This window comes from Bacteroides sp. FSHCM14E1 (assembly GCF_019633785.1).
GTDB classification, from domain to species: Bacteria; Bacteroidota; Bacteroidia; order Bacteroidales; family Bacteroidaceae; genus Bacteroides; species Bacteroides hominis.
The window spans coordinates 64254-84074 of the sequence record NZ_JADKYL010000009.1 but is presented as its reverse complement, the minus strand read 5'-3'; the positions used below and the strand labels follow the sequence as shown (position 1 = coordinate 84074).

Genomic DNA, 19821 nt, shown 5'->3' with positions numbered 1-19821 from the left:
TAAATAAGATGGAACAGGACTTTTAAAACAAAAAAGAAAAATGGCACAATTGAATTTTGGCGGTGTTACGGAGAATGTAGTAACCCGTGAAGAATTTCCTTTGGAAAAAGCTCGTGAAGTATTGAAAAATGAAACAATCGCTGTTATCGGTTACGGTGTGCAGGGACCGGGTCAGTCACTGAATTTGCGTGATAACGGTTTCAATGTGATCGTTGGTCAGCGTCCGGGAAAAACATATGAAAAAGCAGTGGCAGACGGCTGGGTTCCGGGTGAAACACTGTTCGGCATCGAAGAGGCTTGCGAGAAAGGTACTATTGTGATGTGTCTGTTGTCAGATGCTGCCGTAATGTCTGTATGGCCTACTATCAAACCTTACCTGACTGCCGGAAAAGCGCTCTACTTCTCTCATGGTTTTGCAATCACCTGGAGTGACCGTACCGGTGTCGTTCCACCGAAAGATATCGATGTGATCATGGTTGCTCCCAAGGGATCGGGCACTTCACTTCGTACGATGTTCCTTGAAGGCCGTGGACTGAACTCTTCATACGCTATCTATCAGGATGCTACCGGAAGAGCTATGGAGAGAACCATTGCATTAGGTATTGGAGTTGGTTCAGGATATTTGTTTGAGACTACTTTCGTTCGTGAAGCTACTTCTGACCTTACAGGCGAACGCGGTTCACTGATGGGAGCTATACAAGGACTGCTGCTGGCTCAGTATGAGGTTTTGCGTGAAAACGGTCATACTCCATCTGAAGCATTTAATGAAACAGTAGAAGAGCTGACTCAGTCATTGATGCCTTTGTTTGCTAAGAATGGTATGGATTGGATGTATGCCAACTGTTCTACGACAGCTCAGCGTGGTGCTCTTGATTGGATGGGCCCGTTCCACGACGCAATCAAGCCCGTTGTTCAGAAATTATATAATAGTGTCAAGACAGGTAATGAAGCACAAATTTCTATTGATTCCAATTCAAAACCGGATTATCGCGAGAAACTGGAAGCAGAACTGAAGGCATTGCGTGAAAGCGAAATGTGGCAGACAGCCGTAACAGTTCGTAAACTTCGTCCGGAAAATAATTAATCAGAATATACAAGTTTTGATAAGAGGGAGAATGATTGTTCTTCCTCTTTTTATTTTATTGGTATTTAGTGTTTTATTGGTTTTGTGTGAAGTGTATATGTTGTATAATATAAAAAATAAGTCTGTTTATTGGATAAATGTATCAAGTTTTATATATATCTTTGTAGTCTAATTCACAAACAAACTATTTGTCAATATGAAAAATCGTGTTTATGCAACGAAAAAGATGCTGAGAGTATTATTAAGTACTCTTTTATTGGGATGCGTGGTTGTAGGATGTATTGATGAGAAAGATCATTATAAACCAGATGAAAAACCGTCCGGGGTAGCTAATTCCTTTGATTTTGCAACTACACAAGATGTTCAATTGGATCTGAAGTATGATATTCCTGCAGAGAATTATCAGGTATTATTTGAACTGTATTTTGAGAATCCGTTGACAACTGATGCTGACGGACAGGTTGTGAAACGCACTGATATCGACCCCAAGGTAGTGAGAATGACTGATGGAACCGGAGTATATCGTGCTAAAGAAACAATCCCGGCTTATGGCGAGGAAGTATATATTTATACCTCTTATATCGGAGTACCAATGTTGTATAAAACTAAAATAGAAGGGAATACAATAACGGCTGATATAAACTGGGATACGGCTGCCGAAGCATCTGTGCAGACGCGTGTAGGTGGTGAGTATCAAACGGTGCCTGAAGGATTTTATACTTTGGGCAGTTGGGATATAAAAGGACGGCCTAACTATTTGGATAATGAAGGTGTTATTGAATTGACGCCCGCATTTTACAGAACAATTAATAAAACTATACCGGAGGATGGAAACTGCCCTCAGAAATATCGCCAGTCGGTTGATTTTATGATTAATGACGAACATGGTGCCGAAGTGAAGGTGCGTTTTATCGGAGGGACAAGTGCGGCATATAGTGCGTTTGGCTATTATTGCTATTCGGAAGGGGCAAATGTCGCTCAGATTCGGAAAGCTAAAAAGTACGTTGTATTCCCCAATACTAAAACGGGAGTCGGTATTAAAGGCGGGGAGTGTGTAAAACTACATTATATTGATGCTGACGGAGAAGATAAGGGAACTGTATTCCCAAAAGGGACTAAAATAGGCTGGTTTATTAGTAATGATGCTTTTACGAGAAAAGGGACGACTACTAATGGTAATGTAGGTAAAGGACGGGGAATGTTCTATTCAACTACTGCATTAAATAACGATCAACGTAAGCATACAGCTGCATTTAAAATAAATGAATTTATTGTATTATCGTTTGAAGATTGGGCAAGTCAGGATTATAATGATGTTATGTTTAATGTCTGGTCAAATCCGATAGAGGCTATTATCCCTCCCGATATGCCCTCGGTTGATCCGGAAGATCCGGACGATCAGTCAATAGCCTATAAAATGACGTATAAAGGAATTTTGGCTTTTGAAGATAATTGGCCTTCTAAAGGTGATTATGACCTGAATGATGTGATTGTGAAATATAATTCGGTTTTGAGTTTTAACACCAAAAATCAAGTACTTTCTACTGAGGATACTTTTACTGCTATGTGGTCAGGAGCGTTATTTAAGAATGGCTTTGCTTACCAAATGAATACAGAAAGGGCAAATGTAGAAGAGTGTGACTTCACCGAGGGGAAATCGGCTTGGGGAAGTCAGGGGTTGGATAATGAATTAGGCCAGGCTACTGTTGCTGTATTTGCCAATGCTATTGAAGAGACCGGTAGCAATACAAAGACCTCTGCATTTAAGATACGGAATAAATTTAAGCAACCTGTAGATCATGAAACTTTTGGAGTGGCTCCCTACAATTCATTCATCTTCTTGCACCAGAATACAGGAAAGGATCGTACGGAAGTACATTTGGTAAACCATAAACCAACTGATAAGGTAAATACGGCTCTCTTTGGAAGCCAGCAGGATTTATCGGATACAGATAAAGGGATCTATTACGTGTCAGACCAGAATTATCCGTTTGCTATTCATTTGGCAGATGTTGAAACATTCAATACGGAAGAGAAGGAATCTATTGATCAATCATATCCGCGTTTTGCTTCATGGGCAAAATCAGGTGGAAAGACAGATAAGGATTGGTATTTGAAGAAATAAGCAGACTGCTCTTTATTGTAAACGAGGTTGTCAAAACTCATCACAGAGAACACAGAGTAGCACAGGGGTAGTTTAAGTTGCTGATTATTAGTAAAAAGACTCTGAGATACTCTGTGTTATTCCGTGGTGAGTTTTGACATAACTTCGTTTTTTGTTATCGGTATTCTTATGAATTTTGCCTGAGTCCATTGATATACTCAATTAACTTTCTGTAGAAAGCGTGTTTGCTCATGGTTGTGGCATCACCCAATATTACCAGTTTCATTCTGGCACGGGTGATGGCTACGTTCATTCGCCTTAAGTCATTGAGAAATCCGATCTGTCCGTTTTCATTGGCTCGTACCAAACTGATAAAGATAACATCACGTTCTTGTCCCTGAAAACCATCTACTGTGTTGACAGTGATTCGGTTACGGTAGGGGCGAAAGAATGGATTTCCTTTTATTTTATTCCGTAAATATTGTACCTGGGCTTTATAAGGTGAAATAAGTCCAAAGTCTATACACTCTTCTGCCACTCGGTTTTCTCCGATTTTGCGGATATAATTTTCCAGTTCTTGCAACAGCAGATTGGCTTCCGGTTTATTGATACGTCCGAAACTTTCTCCAACGAACTCTTCATGAAAGTCCATTTCCGAAGTATCGATCCAATTTATGGGAGTGTCCAGCTCGAGTATTCCCCGGTGAGAAATTTCCGGTGCGGCTTCCAGCTCACCTTGATAGAACCAGGCGGAAGGAAACTGCATGATGGAGCGATGCATGCGATATTGTATTTTCAGCAGAGAAACGGCTTCTTGCTTGTTCATTACGACTTTTTCCATTAATGTGCGGTCTAAACCGCTTCGCGCGGCCTCCATACATTTAATGGTCGGAGGGAGTTGGCAATGATCTCCTGCGAGGATTACACGGTCTGCTTTTCGGATAGCTATCCAGCAGGCAGCTTCCAGGGCTTGTGCGGCTTCGTCGATAAAGAGGGTGCTGAAATGCCGTCCGGTGAGAATCCGGTGATTACTGCTGACCAGTGTAGATGCAATGACACGGGCACTGGAAAAGAGGTCTTCGTTGATTAGTATTTCAAGTTCAGTGGCACGTTCTTTCAGGCGGAGTATTCGGTTACGTGTGGATTCGCGTTCAGAATATCCTCCTTTACGCATATGATTCCCCATGTCACGAATGGATTTACGAATACCCCATAACTCGGTATATGCCGGATGACTTTCGAAACGGCGTTCGTAGGTAAACGAAAGCATTTTGTCGTTTACCCGGCTGGGATTGCCGATGCGTAGTACAGGCACTCCGCGGTCTACCAACTTTTCCGCAATCCAGTCGACGGCCGTATTACTTTGCGCACATACCAGCACTTGGTTTTCACGATGCAATGTTTCGTAGACAGCTTCTACGAGGGTAGTGGTTTTACCTGTTCCCGGAGGTCCGTGTACGATAGCCACGTCTTTGGCACGTAGCACTTTGTTAACGGCTTCCTCTTGTGTGGTGTTCAGCCAGGGGAAGCGTACCGGATATATCTCTCTCCATTGCGAGGGTTGTTTACTAAGTAAAATATCACGTAGTTGGGCGAGGCGATTACCTTTTGCACGAATCACGTCTTCCAAGGCTTCGAACATACTGCGGTAGGAAGTTTCATCGAAATACAACTGTACACCCAGTCTGTCTGCTCCTTGTATTTCAAGAAGTGCACCTGCTCCGGGTACCACGACTACCATACGCTCTTCATCTGCATAGCTTACGGTATAGATGGAATTGAAATAATGTATGCTGCCATCATAGCCCTGTTCGAAAAAGCAGACAGGACGTCCGAATTCAAATGCATGTTCTATCTCTTTATCTTCTTGACGTTCTATTTCTATCACAAGTTGGTTCAGCGAATTATAAAAACTTCTGCCTGTACTGACGGGATACCAGCAAAGCCCTCGCTTCACTTTCCTCGCAATGCCCATCGTTTCTGTCTGCTTGCGAAATTCTTCTTTTTCATATTCATATTCCATACGTAGCAAAAGCTGTTGGCGCTGAAGATCGCTAAGCGGGGAAGAAGAGTTTGTATTATAATCGTTCATGCTAATGGGGTGCGGGTTAAATTTCCGGCAAAGATAACAAATCTGTTTCCGGATTGGAATAAACATTTCAATTTGTTAAACCTTTCTTTCGTATAATTGGTTATAATAAATAGAAGAACAGATAAAACCAGAATTGTTATGGTATATGATTTGAATATGTTAAAGAGCTTCTATACATCCTATAAAGGGAAAATGGAGCATGTTCGTGCAGCACTGAAGCGTCCTTTGACGTTGGCTGAAAAGATTTTGTATGCACATTTGTATAATGTGGCGGATTTAAAGAATTATGAACGGGGAGAGGACTATGTCAATTTTCGTCCGGACCGTGTTGCAATGCAGGATGCAACGGCTCAAATGGCCTTGTTGCAATTTATGAATGCCGGGAAAGATACAGTGGCAGTACCTTCCACGGTACACTGCGATCATTTGATACAAGCTTACCGGGGTGCTGAACGTGACATTGAAACAGCTACACAAACCAACCGGGAGGTGTATGATTTCTTGCGTGATGTTTCCTCTCGTTATGGCATTGGTTTCTGGAAGCCGGGAGCGGGCATCATTCATCAGGTGGTGCTTGAGAATTATGCTTTTCCGGGTGGGATGATGGTCGGTACCGACTCGCATACCCCGAATGCCGGAGGGCTTGGAATGGTGGCGATCGGTGTAGGTGGTGCCGATGCTGTGGACGTGATGACAGGTATGGAGTGGGAACTTAAGATGCCGAAATTGATCGGGGTACGTCTGACAGGAGAGTTGAATGGATGGACAGCTCCCAAAGATGTCATACTGAAATTGGCCGGTATCCTGACCGTGAAAGGAGGGACAAACGCTATTATCGAATATTTTGGATCGGGTACGGCTTCGTTATCGGCCACGGGAAAGGCTACAATCTGTAATATGGGTGCTGAAGTAGGAGCTACTACCTCTCTTTTTCCTTATGATGAACGTATGGCTGTTTATCTGAAAGCAACCGGACGCGAGGAAGTGGCTGTGATGGCCGACAGTGTAGCTGCCGATTTGCGTGCAGACGACGAAGTAATGGCACGTCCGGAAGATTTTTATGACCGGGTTATCGAAATAAATCTTTCAGAGTTGGAACCTTATATTAATGGTCCGTTTACTCCGGATGCCGCCACTCCTATTTCAGAATTTGCTGAAAAGGTAGTAATGAATGGTTATCCCCGGAAAATGGAAGTAGGTTTGATAGGTTCCTGTACCAACTCTTCTTATCAGGACATCAGCCGTGCGGCTTCCGTAGCCCGGCAGGTGAATGAGAAGAACTTGGGAGTGGCATCACCACTGATTGTAAATCCGGGTTCCGAACAGATCCGTGCGACAGCCGAGCGTGACGGTATGATGGATGTATTTGAAAAGATGGGTGCTACTATCATGGCTAATGCCTGCGGTCCTTGTATCGGCCAGTGGAAACGCCATACAGACGATCCGACCCGTAAAAACTCTATTGTGACTTCATTTAACCGCAATTTTGCCAAACGTGCTGACGGTAACCCGAATACTTTTGCTTTTGTGGCTTCACCCGAGATTGTTCTGGCACTGACTATTGCCGGCGATCTTTGTTTCAACCCGTTGAAAGACCGTTTGGTTAACCATGACGGTGAAAAGGTGAAACTTAGTGAACCTACGGGGGATGAACTGCCATCTGCCGGATTTGTTGCCGGCAATCAGGGATATCAGGCTCCTACGGGTGAGAAAGCTGAGATTAAGGTTGCTCCGGATTCTCAGCGTTTACAGTTACTGACTCCTTTCCCTGCATGGGACGGCAATGATTTTCTCAATATGCCGCTGCTTATCAAAGCACAGGGAAAATGCACCACAGATCATATCTCGATGGCAGGTCCCTGGCTTCGGTTTCGTGGCCATTTGGAAAACATTTCCGATAATATGTTGATGGGAGCGGTGAATGCATTCAATGGCGAAACGAATAAGGTCTGGAACCGTTTGACCAATACATATGAAACAGTTTCGAGTACCGCAAAACAGTATAAAGCGGATGATATCTCTTCCATTGTAGTAGCCGAAGAAAATTATGGAGAGGGGTCAAGTCGTGAGCATGCTGCCATGGAACCGCGTTTTCTGAATGTGAAGGTGATTCTGGCCAAAAGCTTTGCCCGCATTCATGAAACCAATCTGAAAAAACAGGGTATGTTGGCCGTTACTTTTGTAGATAAAGCCGATTATAACCGGATTCGTGAGCAAGATTTAATCTCGGTAGTTGGATTAAAAGAGTTTTCGCCCGGACATAACCTGGAGGTGATTTTGCATCACGAAGATGGCACTGAAGAACGGTTTGCGGTACAGCATACTTACAATGAACAGCAGATTGACTGGTTCCGAGCTGGATCGGCTTTGAACGCCAAATAGCTTGTAGATAGCTTTCCGGGACTTGTTTTAGGTTTTAAATCAATAAATCTTTGGTTTTAAACCAATGGAACCTGACTTTGGAACACGATTGGAGGAGTATATAAAAAAATAAATCAATGAGTAAAATTACCAAACAGAAAGATGGGGGATTGTTGGTGCCGGATGTACCGACAATACCTTTTATAACAGGTGATGGAGTAGGGGCGGAAATCACTCCTGCCATGCAGGCAATAGTAAATGCGGCGGTAGATGTATCGTATGGTGGCAGCCGTCATATCGAATGGAAAGAAGTATTGGCCGGTGAACGTGCTTTTCGGGCAACGGGTTCATGGTTACCTGATGAAACGATGGAGGCTTTTAAGGAATATCTGATCGGCATCAAAGGACCGTTGACAACTCCGGTCGGCGGGGGAATCCGTTCGTTGAATGTGGCTCTCCGCCAGACGCTCGACTTATACGTTTGCTTGCGTCCGGTGCGCTGGTTTCGTGGAGTGGTGTCTCCCGTCAAAGAGCCTGAGAAGGTGAATATGCACATCTTTCGTGAAAACACGGAAGATATCTATGCCGGGATCGAGTGGGAAGCAGGTACTCCGGAGGCAAGAAAATTCTATAAGTTTTTGCACGATGAGATGGGAGTCAGTAAAGTACGTTTTCCCGAAACCTCTTCTTTCGGGGTGAAGCCGGTTTCGCGTGAAGGTACAGAGCGTCTGGTACGTGCCGCGTGCCGCTATGCATTGCAGCATGAACTGCCTTCGGTCACTTTGGTGCACAAAGGCAATATCATGAAATACACCGAAGGAGGTTTTAAAAAATGGGGATACGAGTTGGCTGAACGTGAGTTTGCCGATGCGATTGCTTCAGGCAAACTGGTGATTAAAGATTGTATCGCTGATGCCTTTTTGCAGAACACTCTCTTGATTCCTGAAGACTATTCGGTTATCGCCACTTTGAATCTGAACGGAGATTATATTTCCGATCAGTTGGCAGCCATGGTAGGAGGTATCGGTATCGCGCCGGGAGCCAATATCAACTATGACTCCGGACATGCCATTTTTGAGGCTACCCATGGGACGGCTCCCAACATTGCCGGAAAGGGAGTAGTCAATCCTTGTTCATTGATACTTTCAGCCGTCATGATGCTTGAATATCTGGGCTGGCAGGAGCCTGCCGACCTGATTGTAGAGGCGCTTGAAGCCAGTTTTGCCGAAGGGAAAGCCACCAATGACCTGGCGCGCTTCATGCACAAAGGGCAGCCACTTTCTACCTCCGAATTTACAGAAGAAATCATTAACCGAATTAAAAATTAATACCTTCAGGACATGAAAAAAGAATATTTGATTTATAAACTTTCCGAGGCAATGAAAGATTGTACCCGGATTGACACCGATTTATTTCCGAAGTTTGACGTAAAACGGGGGCTTCGTAACGAAGACGGTACAGGTGTGTTAGTCGGACTGACTAAGATTGGTAATGTCGTAGGTTATGAGCGAATTCCCGGAGGGGGATTGAAGCCTATTCCCGGAAAGCTGTTCTATCGGGGATATGATCTGGAAGACTTGGCACATGCCATTCTGAAAGAAAAACGTTTTGGATTTGAAGAAGTTGCTTATTTATTGTTATCCGGCAGTTTGCCCGATAAAGAAGAACTGGCTTCGTTTAGGGAACTAATCAATGATAATATGCCTTTGGAACAAAAAACCAAGATGAATATCATTGAACTTGAGGGGAACAATATTATGAACATTTTGGCTCGCAGTGTACTTGAAATGTATCGTTTTGATTCCAATCCGGATGACACTTCACGTGATAACCTGATGCGTCAGAGCATTGATCTGATCTCAAAGTTCCCCACAATCATCGCTTATGCCTTCAATATGTTGCGTCATGCCACTTTCGGCCGTTCGTTACACATCCGTCATCCGCAGGAGAATTTGTCGATTGCCGAGAATTTCCTTTATATGCTGAAACGGGATTATACCGAACTGGACGCGCGTACACTTGACCTTTTGCTGGTGCTCCAGGCGGAACACGGAGGAGGTAACAACTCTACTTTTACGGTTCGTGTAACTTCATCTACCGGTACAGATACATATTCGGCTATTGCCGCAGGTATCGGTTCGTTGAAAGGTCCGCTCCATGGAGGTGCCAATATTCAGGTGGCCGACATGTTCCATCATTTGCAGGAAAATATTCAGGACTGGACCAATGTGGATGAGATTGACACTTACTTTACCCGTATGCTGAACAAAGAGGTTTATAATAAGACCGGATTGATCTATGGTATCGGGCATGCCGTGTATACCATTTCCGATCCTCGTGCCGTATTGCTGAAGGAACTTGCACGTGACCTGGCACATGAGAAAGGGCGTGAACGCGAATTTGCTTTCCTTGAACTTCTGGAAGAGCGTGCCATTGCCACATTCGGTAAGATTAAGAATAATGGAAAAACGGTGTCCAGCAACGTCGATTTTTATTCCGGTTTTGTATACGAAATGATTGGCTTGCCACAAGAAATCTACACTCCTTTGTTTGCTATGGCACGTATTGTCGGTTGGTGTGCCCATCGTAATGAAGAATTGAATTTTGAAGGCAAACGTATCATTCGTCCGGCTTACAAGAATGTGTTGGAAGAAGAAAAATATGTGCCGTTGAAAAAAAGATAAAAGAAAAGTCTGAGGGTGTGGCAGATCACTTTGCAGCACCCTTACTTTATTTCCGTAAACTATTTGTCTCTTTAAAGTTTTTCTTTTAACTTTGTCCATTGTATAAAATCTTGGATATGAGTATAGAAGGCTTTAATCTGCTTCTTTTGATAATGAGTCTGGTGGCTCTGGTCGTTTTCATAGCCCTTTATTTTATCAGGGCGGGATACGGTATGTTCCGCAGCCGTTCCTGGGGTATCTCGGTAAACAATAAGTTGGCCTGGATACTTATGGAGGCCCCTGTCTTTTTGGTCATGAGTTGGTTGTGGTGGCATTCCGACCGTCGTTTCTTTCCTGTAGAACTTACTTTCTTTCTCTTCTTTCAGTTGCATTACTTCCAGCGGGCCTTTGTTTTTCCCTTCTTGATGAAAGGAAAAAGTAAGATGCCGATACTCATTCTTTTGATGGGAGTCCTCTTTAATATCCTCAACGGACTGATGCAGGGTGAATGGATATTTTATCTTGCGCCTTCAGGATACTACACAGCTGACTGGTTGCTGTCACCTTATTTTTGGATAGGAACACTTTTATTCTTCAGCGGGATGCTAATCAACTGGCATTCCGACTCAGTTATCCGGAATCTGCGTACTCCCGGAGATACCCGCCATTATCTTCCTCAAAGGGGAATGTATCGTTACGTAACTTCTGCCAACTATTTGGGTGAGATTGTTGAATGGATTGGTTGGGCTGTCTTGACCTGGTCTCTGCCGGGATGTGTCTTTGCTTGGTGGACTATTGCCAACCTTGTTCCACGGGCAGATGCTATTTGGCATCGTTATAAGGAAGAGTTCGGGTCGCAGGTCGAGTATAAGAAACGAATTTTTCCCTTCTTATATTAAAAAATAAAATACTTATGAATACACACCTTGCTTCTAAGCTTTTCACACCGATTACCATCGGACCGCTTACATTGCGCAACCGTACTATTCGTTCGGCAGCTTTTGAAGGTATGTGTCCGGGAAACGCCCCTTCTCCGATGTTGCTTGATTATCATCGTTCCGTTGCTGCCGGAGGTGTAGGGATGACTACGGTTGCCTATGCTTCGGTGACCCGTAGCGGATTATCATTTCCAAGGCAATTGTGGCTTCGTCCCGAGATCATTCCCGGCTTACGTGAGCTAACCGATGCCATTCATGCGGAGGGTGCCGCTGCCAGTATACAGATAGGGCATTGTGGCAACATGTCTCATAAAAGTATTTGTGGAGTTACGCCTATTTCTGCTTCATCAGGCTTCAATATTTATTCGCCTACATGGGTACGGGGGATGAGGCGGGAGGAATTGCCGGAAATGGCAAAAGCCTACGGACGTGCAGTCTGTCTTGCTCGTGAAGCCGGCTTTGATGCTGTTGAAGTTCACGCAGGACATGGGTATCTGATCAGCCAGTTTCTTTCACCTTACACCAACCGCCGGAAAGATGAATATGGAGGATCATTGGAGAACCGGATGCGGTTTATGACGATAGTAATGGAAGAGGTGATGAAGGCGGCCGGCAGTGATATAGCCGTGTTCGTGAAGATGAATATGCGTGACGGCTTTCGTGGTGGTATGGAAATAGAGGAGACCCTTGAAGTGGCCAGACGGCTTGAGTCATTGGGAGTGCATGCATTGGTTCTGAGTGGAGGTTTTGTCAGTAAAGCTCCTATGTATGTTATGCGTGGGGCGATGCCTATCAGGACGTTGACGCACTATATGGATTGCTGGTGGTTGAAGTATGGTGTCAAGTTGGCGGGGCGGGTGATGATACCGACTGTTCCTTTTAAAGAAGCCTATTTCTTGGAAGATGCTTTAAAGTTCCGCTCTGAGATTAAAATTCCTTTAATTTATGTTGGCGGGCTGGTGTCCCGTGAGAAAATAGATGAAGTGCTGAATGAAGGGTTCGAGGCTGTACAGATGGCACGTGCTTTGCTTAATGAACCCGGGTTTGTCAACCGGATGCGGCGTGAAGAAAAGGCCCGCTGTAATTGTGGGCACAGTAATTATTGCATAGGAAGAATGTATACCATTGAGATGGCTTGTCATCATCATTTGGCAGAAGAACTTCCTCTTTGTTTGCAAAAAGAGATCGAACACTTGGAAAATAAATGATGGAACGTAAGCTTGCTATTATTACCGGCGCCGATGGTGGGATGGGGATGGAGATCACCCGTGCCGTGGCTCGTGAAGGTTATGCAGTAATCATGGCCTGTTGTTCGCTGTCGAAGGCGGAACCCAAATGCAGGGAGTTGGCGAAGGAAACAGGAAATAAGAATATGGAAGTGTGGGAGATAGATCTTGCATCACTGGCTTCAGTGAAAACTTTTGCAAACCGGGTATTACAGCGGAACACTTCCATAGCTTTGCTGATGAATAATGCCGGGACGATGGAAACCGGATTGCATATTACAGAAGATGGGCTGGAGCGTACGGTCAGTGTAAACTATGTAGGTCCCTGTCTGTTGACGCGGCTTTTGCTTCCGTTGATGGGACAGGGAACACGTATTGTCAATATGGTGTCTTGTACCTATGCAATTGGTAAGCTGGATTTTCCCGATTTTTTTCTTCGTGGTAAAAGGGGAAATTTCTGGCGAATCCCTGTTTATAGTAATACAAAACTCGCTTTGTTGCTTTTTACTTTTGAACTGGCAGAGCGTCTTCGGGTACGTGGAATAACGGTCAATGCTGCTGATCCAGGAATTGTGTCTACCGATATCATCCGGATGCATCAATGGTTCGATCCATTGACCGACATTTTCTTCCGCCCTTTTATACGGACACCTCTTCAGGGAGCCTCTACTGCAATCGGACTATTACTTGATGTGGAAGCAGGGAAACAGACTGCGACATTTAATTTGAATAATCATTTGCATCCTCTTTCCGAAAAATATACTCACCATGTTCAAAGGGTGCAATTATGGGAGGAAACAGAAAGAATCTTGTCAGAGAAGGGGTTTACCGTAAATGATAAACAGTGAACCATAAACATTTTGTATGTTTACCGTCCACCGTCTGTCTTTTTCTGTTGTATACTGTTATCAAATAGACAGTTCTCTCAACACATTGACGAGATCTCTTTTGACAGGTTTATCGTTTTTGATGGCTTTGCTGAACGGAACATAAACAATTTCGTCGTGCTCTATGCCGATCATGACATTACGTTGGTCTTCCATGATAGCATCGATAGCTGCCGCACCCAGACGACTGGCCAAAATACGGTCATGTGCCGTCGGGCTGCCACCACGTTGCAAGTGCCCCAGAATGGTGACGCGAACATCATATTGTGGATATTCGTTTTTCACACGTTCGGCATAATGCATGGCACCTCCGGTAAGTTCACTTTCGGCTACCAGTACGATACTGCTGTTTTTTGATTTGCGGAAACCGCTCTTTATAAATTCCTCCAGTTGGTCGACTTCCGTACTGAATTCCGGAATGATGGCGGCTTCTGCTCCCGAGGCAATCGCACCGTTCAATGCCAGAAAACCGGCGTCGCGTCCCATTACTTCTACAAAGAACAAACGCTCGTGCGAAGTAGCTGTGTCACGGATCTTGTCGACTGCATCCAGAATGGTATTCAGCGCCGTGTCATATCCGATAGTGGTATCTGTGCCAAAAAGGTCATTGTCAATAGTACCCGGAAGTCCGATACAGGGAACGTCATATTCTTGTGCAAAGATGCGTGCTCCGGTCAGCGAACCGTCACCACCAATTACAACAAGGGCGTCAATTCCTTCTTTTACCATGTTATCGTATGCCATTTTACGTCCTTCGGGAGTTGTAAACTCTTTGCAACGTGCTGTTTTCAGGATCGTTCCTCCCAGTTGAATGATGTTACTTACATTCTGGCTTTTAAATTCTTTGATCTCCCCTGTTACCAAGCCTCTGTATCCTCTATATATACCTTTTACTTGCAGTCCGTTATAGATTGCTGCACGTGTCACTGCACGAATAGCAGCGTTCATTCCCGGTGCATCACCACCGGAAGTTAAAATACCAACACACTTAACTGTTCCCATAACAATCTTGTTTTTTAATTGACGTTGCAAAGATAACAAAAAGGAGTGCCCTGTATGATTAAATAACGTTAATTCATTGTCTTTTAATCTGTGCCTTTATGGCTTCGGAGATTTCTTCCATCAGCCATTTGGGAGTGGATGTAGCCCCGCATACGCCGATAGAATTGACTCCGGGGAGCAAAGAATCATCGATTTCCTCAGCACTGTCTATCAAATGTGAGTTTGGGTTGACTTTTTTGCATTCTTCGAATAACATTTTGCCATTTGAACTTTTTTTACCACTGACAAAAAAGATCAGATCGTGTGAAGCGGCAAATTTTCGCAGGTTGGGCATGCGGTTGGCTACCTGGCGGCAAATGGTATCATAATATTCAAAAGTCGCGTCAGGCGAAATGTGTTCTTTGATGTATTCCACAATTTCCCAAAACTCATCGAGTGATTTGGTAGTCTGTGAGTATAAGCGTATGCTTTTGCTGAAGTCCAGTTGACGGGCTTCATCGAGTTTTTCTATCACAATCGCCTTGCCGGTTGTTTGTCCGACCAATCCCAGGACCTCTGCGTGTCCGTTCTTACCGTAGATCACGATTTGTTTCTCATCAGAGTCCTCCTGCATGTATTCTTGTTTGATCCGTTTTTGCAAACGGAGCACTACCGGACAAGTGGCATCAATGATCTCGATGTTATTCTCTTTGGCGATGATATAGGTCTCAGGCGGTTCGCCATGGGCGCGTAAAAGTACTTTGGCGTTATGAAGTTGCTTGAATTCCTCATGGTTGATGGTAATCAGTCCCATTTCCTTCAGACGCTCCACTTCGCGGCTGTTGTGTACAATATCTCCCAGGCAATAGAGCGTCACCCCTTTTGTGAGTTCCTCCTCGGCTTTGTGGATGGCTGTGACCACTCCGAAACAAAAACCGGAACCTTCATCTATTTCTACTTTTACCATATAATTACAAAATCTGTGATTAAAAAAGGGTGTAGCCATACTGACCGGATGGCTACACCCTTTCCTCAGGATGGCTACACCCTATGGGGCGTATGGCTACACCCTTCCGTTTTTACTCTTTTATCGCTTTTTGATATTCGGCTGTCAGCCACTCCTTTTGCTCGGCAATGGTGAGATGACTGTTGTCTAATAGTAAAGCATCGTCGGCTTTCTTTAGCGGGCTCACTTCACGCGTCTGGTCTATATGGTCACGTTGTTTCACGTTCTCCAATATTTCTTCGAAACTGGCCTCCTGTCCTTTGGCTTTCAGTTCGTCATAACGGCGCTGGGCGCGAATCTCCGGTGAGGCGGTTACGAATATCTTTAATTCTGCATCCGGAAATACAGTTGTACCGATATCACGGCCATCCATAACAATGCCCTTGGCTTTGCCCATTTCTTGTTGCTGGGCCACCATGGCTTCGCGGACAAAACCGAGCGCACTGATCGGACTTACTTTAGAAGAAACTTCCATGGTGCGGATTTTGTTCTCTACGTTCACTCCATTTAAGTAAGTATTCGGGCGACCGGTTTCCGGATCAATCCGGAAAGAGATGTGGATATCGTCGATACGCTGTTTCAGTTTTTCAGTATCAATCGTATCTCCGTTGAAGATGCCGTTCTCTATACTGTATAGTGTAACGGCACGATACATAGCTCCACTGTCGATATAAATGTATCCGATTTCTTTAGCCAAATCTTTAGCCATGGTACTTTTCCCGCAAGAAGAAAAGCCATCAATTGCAATTGTTATCTTTTTCATGATGTTATGCAGCAGGTTTATTCCCTTTTTTAACGTCTTATCTAAATTTTTTCGCCAAATATACTGCATTTTTAAAATATCTGCGTTATATTTGTGGCACAAAAGCAATAACAGCTTAAAAACCAGAAGAACACCAATTTTTATATAATAATTTTATGGAAGTAAAAAAATCGCCCAAAGCAGACCTCGAAGGTAAGAAGACCCAGTGGCTGCTGATCGGTTACGTTGTGGTGCTCGCCTTTATATTCGTTGCGTTCGAATGGACGGAACGTGATATAAAGATCGATACAAGCCAGGCGGTAGCCCAAATTGAGTTTGAAGAGGAAATGATTCCTATTACACAACAGGAAGAAAAACCGGCCCCACCTCCCGTTGAGGTTCCGAAACAGGCTGAAATCCTGAAGATTGTTGATGACCAGGCTGATGTGGAAGAAACAGCTATTGCTTCAACAGAGGATACCGGACAGAAAGTGGAAGTAAAATACGTGCCGGTTGAGGTGAAAGAGGAAGAACCGTCGGAACAGGAAATTTTTGAAGTAGTAGAAGAAGCTGCTGAGTTTCCGGGTGGTATGCCTGCTTGTTTGCAGTTCCTGTATAAGAATATCAACTATCCGACCATTGCTCAGGAAAACGGAACCCAGGGACAGGTTGTTCTTCAGTTCGTTGTTGAACGTGATGGTAGTATTACTGACATTAAGGTTGTAAAGAGCGTTGACCCATATCTTGATAAAGAAGCTCTTCGTGTGGTTAAAACCATGCCTAAATGGAAGCCGGGTAAGCAGAGAGGTAAACCTGTTCGTTGTAGATTTACATTACCTGTACGATTCAGACTGCAATAATCATTGTATAGTATAAGAAGAGAGGCTGCCGTCCAAGCAGCCTCTTTTCATTCAATCCTCTTTTTTTATAACTTATTACTATGTATACAGCATTTCAGCTTCTTGATAAAATAAATTCTCACATTTCAGATATCCAGTTTACACGCACACCGGTTGGTTTGTATGACCCTGTTAAATACGTACTTTCCATGGGGGGGAAACGCATTCGCCCTGTTCTAATGTTAATGGCATACAATCTCTATAAGGAGGATGTTACTTCTGTTTATGATCCTGCTACGGCAATTGAAGTTTATCATAATTATACTCTTTTGCATGACGACTTGATGGATCGGGCCGATATGCGCCGTGGAAAAACAACGGTTCATAAAGTCTGGAATGACAATACTGCAATTTTGTCGGGAGATGCCATGATGGTGCTGGCTTATCAGTATATGGCAAGCTGTTCTTCAGAGTATCTGAAAGAGGTAATGGACTTGTTTAGCTTGACAGCACTTGAGATTTGCGAAGGTCAGCAGATGGATATGGGGTTTGAGTCCCGCGATGATGTGAAAGAAGAGGAATATCTGGAAATGATCCGTTTGAAAACTGCCGTTCTATTGGCGGCCAGTTTGAAAATCGGAGCTATTTTGGGAGGAGCTTCCCGTGAAGATGCTGAAAATCTATATGATTTCGGCATGCAGATTGGGGTTGCTTTCCAATTGCAGGATGATTTGCTGGATGTATATGGCGATTCAGCCGTGTTTGGTAAAAATATCGGTGGTGATATTTTATGCAATAAGAAAACATATATGTTGATTAAAGCATTGGAACGGGCCGACCGGAATCAGTTGGATGAACTGAACCGTTGGCTGAATGCGACTTCATTCTGTGCCGAAGAAAAAATCAGTGCTGTAACCGAGTTGTACAATCAGATAGGTATCAAAGCTGTCTGTGAAAACAAGATGCGTGAGTACTATACTCGTGCGATGACCAGTCTGGGGGCCGTATCTGTCATAGAAGATAGGAAAAGTGAGCTGAAAAAGCTGATGAAGCATTTAATGTACCGCGAGATGTAATATAACGATGCCTTATAGACGTTTGCCAAATACTGATCAAGCCAGGATACGGGCGCTGAAAGCAGCGGTCGTAAAGGGGGACGTATGTAATGTCTATGATTTGGCCGTTTCGTTAAAGACATTGGGGGAAGCACGTATGTTTCTGACTAAATTTGAGGCTGCGCATTCTTATTATGTACACTGTTATGGCGAACAGAGCAGAAACAGTAAGAAGCATCAGGCCAATGTAAAAGCGGCCCGTCTTTATATTTCTCACTTTATACAAGTTTTGAACCTGGCAGTGATTCGAGCCGAAATAAAGGAATCCCATAAAGATATGTACAGCTTGCCTATGGATAATTTCGGTGTGCCCGACTTGAACAGTGAGGCTTCTATAGCCGAGTGGGGACAGAAAATCATAGAAGGAGAACGGCAACGTACTTCCCGGGGAGGCATACCTATCTATAACCCGACGATTGCCAAAGTGAAAGTACATTATGATATATTCATGGAAGGTTATGAAAAGCAGAAAAACCTTCAACTCCTCACAAATCGTAGCTTAGAACAACTTTCGTCTATGCGTGCGCAGGCTGACCGGTTGATTCTCGATATCTGGAATCAGGTGGAGGCCAAGTACCAGGAGGTACTGCCTAATGAAAAACGGTTGGAGAAATGTCGTGATTACGGTCTGATTTATTATTACCGGACCGGTGAAAAAACAAATAAAGAGATTCTTTAAAATATGCTTGTCGATTCACATTCCCATCTTTTTCTGGAAGAATTTGCCGAAGATTTGCCTTTGGTAATGGAGCGTGCCCGTGCTGCCGGTGTTACGCATATTTTTATGCCCAATATAGACAGTACGACAATCGAACCCATGTTGTCGGTTTGTGATACCTATCGTGACTTTTGTTTTCCGATGATCGGGTTGCATCCTACTTCCGTGAACGATTCGTATGAAAAAGAACTTGAAATAGTGGCTAATCACCTGGCAACTTCGGAACGATTTGTGGCCGTAGGAGAGATCGGGATCGATCTTTACTGGGACAAAACCTGGTTGAAAGAACAGTTGATTGTTTTTGAGAAACAGGTTCAGTGGGCTCTTCAGTACCAGTTGCCGATTGTCATTCATTGCCGTGAAGCTTTTGATTATATATATAAGGTATTGCAGCCTTATAAAAGCAGTGGCTTGACCGGCATTTTTCATAGTTTCACCGGGACGTCCGAAGAAGCCGCCCGGATGATGGAGTTCTCCGGGTTTAAGATTGGCATAAATGGTGTGGTCACTTTCAAAAAGTCAACTCTGCCGGAAGCGCTTAAACATATTCCGTTGGAACGCATTGTGCTGGAAACGGATTCTCCTTACCTCACGCCGGTCCCTAACCGTGGGAAGAGGAATGAGAGTGCGAATGTGAAAGATACATTAATAAAAGTTGCCGAAATATACAAGGAAGATCCCGAAAAAGTTGCGGAATTGACTGCTATCAGCGCATTGAAAGTGTTTGGAATACTCAAATAAGCTCTGTTAGATTTTAAATTTTATTAATTTAGTGGATTTATTAAAGATAAAAGAAGGATAATGCTGCAGAAGAAGAAAAAAAAGAATACATTTGTAGCTGAAAACGCTTGTGGTTCGCATTTTTTTTGTAATTTGCACCCGATTTGAGGAAAGCACCAATTGGAGAGATGCTCGAGTGGTTGAAGAGGCACGCCTGGAAAGCGTGTATACGCCAAAAGTGTATCGCGGGTTCGAATCCCGCTCTCTCCGCAGGAAATATTAAACAAAAGACGATAAGTAAATACAATAATAATAATTTAATTAATTAATCTTAAAAATTAGACA

General features: G+C 43.9%; 16 protein-coding genes and 1 tRNA gene. 13 read left to right on the top strand and 4 right to left on the bottom strand.

Translation table 11 applies throughout. The features are described 5' to 3' along the window. Positions 1-40: 40 nt before the first annotated feature. Positions 41-1084: a ketol-acid reductoisomerase gene (gene ilvC / locus ISX59_RS14415; protein ID WP_005808312.1), complete on the top strand. Its 1044-nt coding sequence runs from the start codon at positions 41-43 to the stop codon at positions 1082-1084. A 196-nt stretch (positions 1085-1280) separates the two neighbouring features. Then, entirely contained in the window at positions 1281-3209 is a 1929-nt protein-coding gene (locus tag ISX59_RS14410; protein WP_032539747.1) for an LruC domain-containing protein, read from the top strand. A gap of 166 nt (positions 3210-3375) precedes the next feature. On the opposite strand, the gene ISX59_RS14405 is transcribed toward ISX59_RS14410, so the two are convergent. Next, positions 3376-5280: an AAA domain-containing protein gene (locus ISX59_RS14405; protein ID WP_032542749.1), complete on the bottom strand. Its 1905-nt coding sequence runs from the start codon at positions 5278-5280 to the stop codon at positions 3376-3378. A gap of 138 nt (positions 5281-5418) precedes the next feature. On the opposite strand from ISX59_RS14405, the gene ISX59_RS14400 reads away from it, so the two are divergent. From ISX59_RS14400 to ISX59_RS14375, 6 genes are all read left to right on the top strand, one after another. Continuing rightward, the gene (locus tag ISX59_RS14400) at positions 5419-7662 is read left to right on the top strand and encodes an aconitate hydratase (RefSeq protein ID WP_032539748.1); all 2244 of its coding nucleotides are present in this window, start codon (positions 5419-5421) and stop codon (positions 7660-7662) included. A gap of 116 nt (positions 7663-7778) precedes the next feature. After that, on the top strand, positions 7779-8969 hold the full coding sequence (gene icd, locus ISX59_RS14395; RefSeq protein ID WP_032539749.1) for an NADP-dependent isocitrate dehydrogenase: 1191 nt from the start codon (positions 7779-7781) through the stop codon (positions 8967-8969). A 12-nt stretch (positions 8970-8981) separates the two neighbouring features. Further along, positions 8982-10325 (top strand): citrate/2-methylcitrate synthase, encoded by a 1344-nt coding sequence (locus ISX59_RS14390; protein ID WP_005781276.1) that lies wholly within the window; start codon positions 8982-8984, stop codon positions 10323-10325. A gap of 116 nt (positions 10326-10441) precedes the next feature. Next, positions 10442-11203 carry a DUF1295 domain-containing protein gene (locus tag ISX59_RS14385; RefSeq protein WP_122142484.1) on the top strand — a complete coding sequence of 254 codons (762 nt, stop codon included), beginning with the start codon at positions 10442-10444 and terminating at the stop codon, positions 11201-11203. A gap of 14 nt (positions 11204-11217) precedes the next feature. Further along, positions 11218-12450, top strand: coding sequence for an NADH:flavin oxidoreductase (locus tag ISX59_RS14380; protein WP_122142485.1), 1233 nt, complete (start codon positions 11218-11220; stop codon positions 12448-12450). Then, positions 12450-13316 carry an SDR family NAD(P)-dependent oxidoreductase gene (locus tag ISX59_RS14375; protein ID WP_032536838.1) on the top strand — a complete coding sequence of 289 codons (867 nt, stop codon included), beginning with the start codon at positions 12450-12452 and terminating at the stop codon, positions 13314-13316. Before ISX59_RS14380 ends, ISX59_RS14375 begins: the two co-directional genes overlap by 1 nt. 60 nt (positions 13317-13376) lie before the next feature. Here ISX59_RS14375 and pfkA read toward each other — a convergent pair whose 3' ends face one another. The 3 genes from pfkA to cmk form a co-directional block, all read right to left on the bottom strand. Continuing rightward, on the bottom strand, positions 13377-14357 hold the full coding sequence (gene pfkA / locus ISX59_RS14370) for a 6-phosphofructokinase (RefSeq protein WP_005781272.1): 981 nt from the start codon (positions 14355-14357) through the stop codon (positions 13377-13379). Between the two features lie 73 nt (positions 14358-14430). Then, positions 14431-15303, bottom strand: a complete 873-nt coding sequence (locus ISX59_RS14365; RefSeq protein ID WP_005808303.1) for a 4-hydroxy-3-methylbut-2-enyl diphosphate reductase — start codon at positions 15301-15303, stop codon at positions 14431-14433. Positions 15304-15415: 112 nt separating this feature from the next. Next, positions 15416-16105: a (d)CMP kinase gene (cmk, locus tag ISX59_RS14360; protein ID WP_032541823.1), complete on the bottom strand. Its 690-nt coding sequence runs from the start codon at positions 16103-16105 to the stop codon at positions 15416-15418. A 155-nt stretch (positions 16106-16260) separates the two neighbouring features. On the opposite strand from cmk, the gene ISX59_RS14355 reads away from it, so the two are divergent. From ISX59_RS14355 to ISX59_RS14335, 5 genes are all read left to right on the top strand, one after another. Further along, positions 16261-16944 carry an energy transducer TonB gene (locus ISX59_RS14355; RefSeq protein WP_005821644.1) on the top strand — a complete coding sequence of 228 codons (684 nt, stop codon included), beginning with the start codon at positions 16261-16263 and terminating at the stop codon, positions 16942-16944. Between the two features lie 80 nt (positions 16945-17024). Next, entirely contained in the window at positions 17025-17999 is a 975-nt protein-coding gene (locus tag ISX59_RS14350; RefSeq protein ID WP_101603659.1) for a polyprenyl synthetase family protein, read from the top strand. A 7-nt stretch (positions 18000-18006) separates the two neighbouring features. Continuing rightward, positions 18007-18717, top strand: a complete 711-nt coding sequence (locus ISX59_RS14345) for a hypothetical protein (protein ID WP_005781266.1) — start codon at positions 18007-18009, stop codon at positions 18715-18717. A gap of 3 nt (positions 18718-18720) precedes the next feature. Further along, on the top strand, positions 18721-19497 hold the full coding sequence (locus ISX59_RS14340) for a TatD family hydrolase (protein WP_005781265.1): 777 nt from the start codon (positions 18721-18723) through the stop codon (positions 19495-19497). A gap of 161 nt (positions 19498-19658) precedes the next feature. Then, positions 19659-19746 (top strand) — tRNA-Ser (locus ISX59_RS14335). Positions 19747-19821 lie beyond the last annotated feature (75 nt).

Bases quoted from the DNA above. Each gene is read 5' to 3' on its own strand.
- ISX59_RS14345 (WP_005781266.1), top strand. From the start codon at position 18,007: ATGCCTTATAGACGTTTGCCAAATACTGATCAAGCCAGGATACGGGCG.
- ISX59_RS14390 (WP_005781276.1), top strand. From the start codon at position 8,982: ATGAAAAAAGAATATTTGATTTATAAACTTTCCGAGGCAATGAAAGAT.
- ISX59_RS14365 (WP_005808303.1), bottom strand. From the start codon at position 15,303: ATGGTAAAAGTAGAAATAGATGAAGGTTCCGGTTTTTGTTTCGGAGTG.
- ISX59_RS14405 (WP_032542749.1), bottom strand. From the start codon at position 5,280: ATGAACGATTATAATACAAACTCTTCTTCCCCGCTTAGCGATCTTCAG.
- icd (WP_032539749.1), top strand. From the start codon at position 7,779: ATGAGTAAAATTACCAAACAGAAAGATGGGGGATTGTTGGTGCCGGAT.
- ISX59_RS14350 (WP_101603659.1), top strand. From the start codon at position 17,025: ATGTATACAGCATTTCAGCTTCTTGATAAAATAAATTCTCACATTTCA.
- ISX59_RS14400 (WP_032539748.1), top strand. From the start codon at position 5,419: ATGGTATATGATTTGAATATGTTAAAGAGCTTCTATACATCCTATAAA.
- ISX59_RS14380 (WP_122142485.1), top strand. From the start codon at position 11,218: ATGAATACACACCTTGCTTCTAAGCTTTTCACACCGATTACCATCGGA.
- ISX59_RS14385 (WP_122142484.1), top strand. From the start codon at position 10,442: ATGAGTATAGAAGGCTTTAATCTGCTTCTTTTGATAATGAGTCTGGTG.
- ISX59_RS14410 (WP_032539747.1), top strand. From the start codon at position 1,281: ATGAAAAATCGTGTTTATGCAACGAAAAAGATGCTGAGAGTATTATTA.
- ilvC (WP_005808312.1), top strand. From the start codon at position 41: ATGGCACAATTGAATTTTGGCGGTGTTACGGAGAATGTAGTAACCCGT.
- ISX59_RS14340 (WP_005781265.1), top strand. From the start codon at position 18,721: ATGCTTGTCGATTCACATTCCCATCTTTTTCTGGAAGAATTTGCCGAA.
- pfkA (WP_005781272.1), bottom strand. From the start codon at position 14,357: ATGGGAACAGTTAAGTGTGTTGGTATTTTAACTTCCGGTGGTGATGCA.
- cmk (WP_032541823.1), bottom strand. From the start codon at position 16,105: ATGAAAAAGATAACAATTGCAATTGATGGCTTTTCTTCTTGCGGGAAA.
- ISX59_RS14355 (WP_005821644.1), top strand. From the start codon at position 16,261: ATGGAAGTAAAAAAATCGCCCAAAGCAGACCTCGAAGGTAAGAAGACC.
- ISX59_RS14375 (WP_032536838.1), top strand. From the start codon at position 12,450: ATGGAACGTAAGCTTGCTATTATTACCGGCGCCGATGGTGGGATGGGG.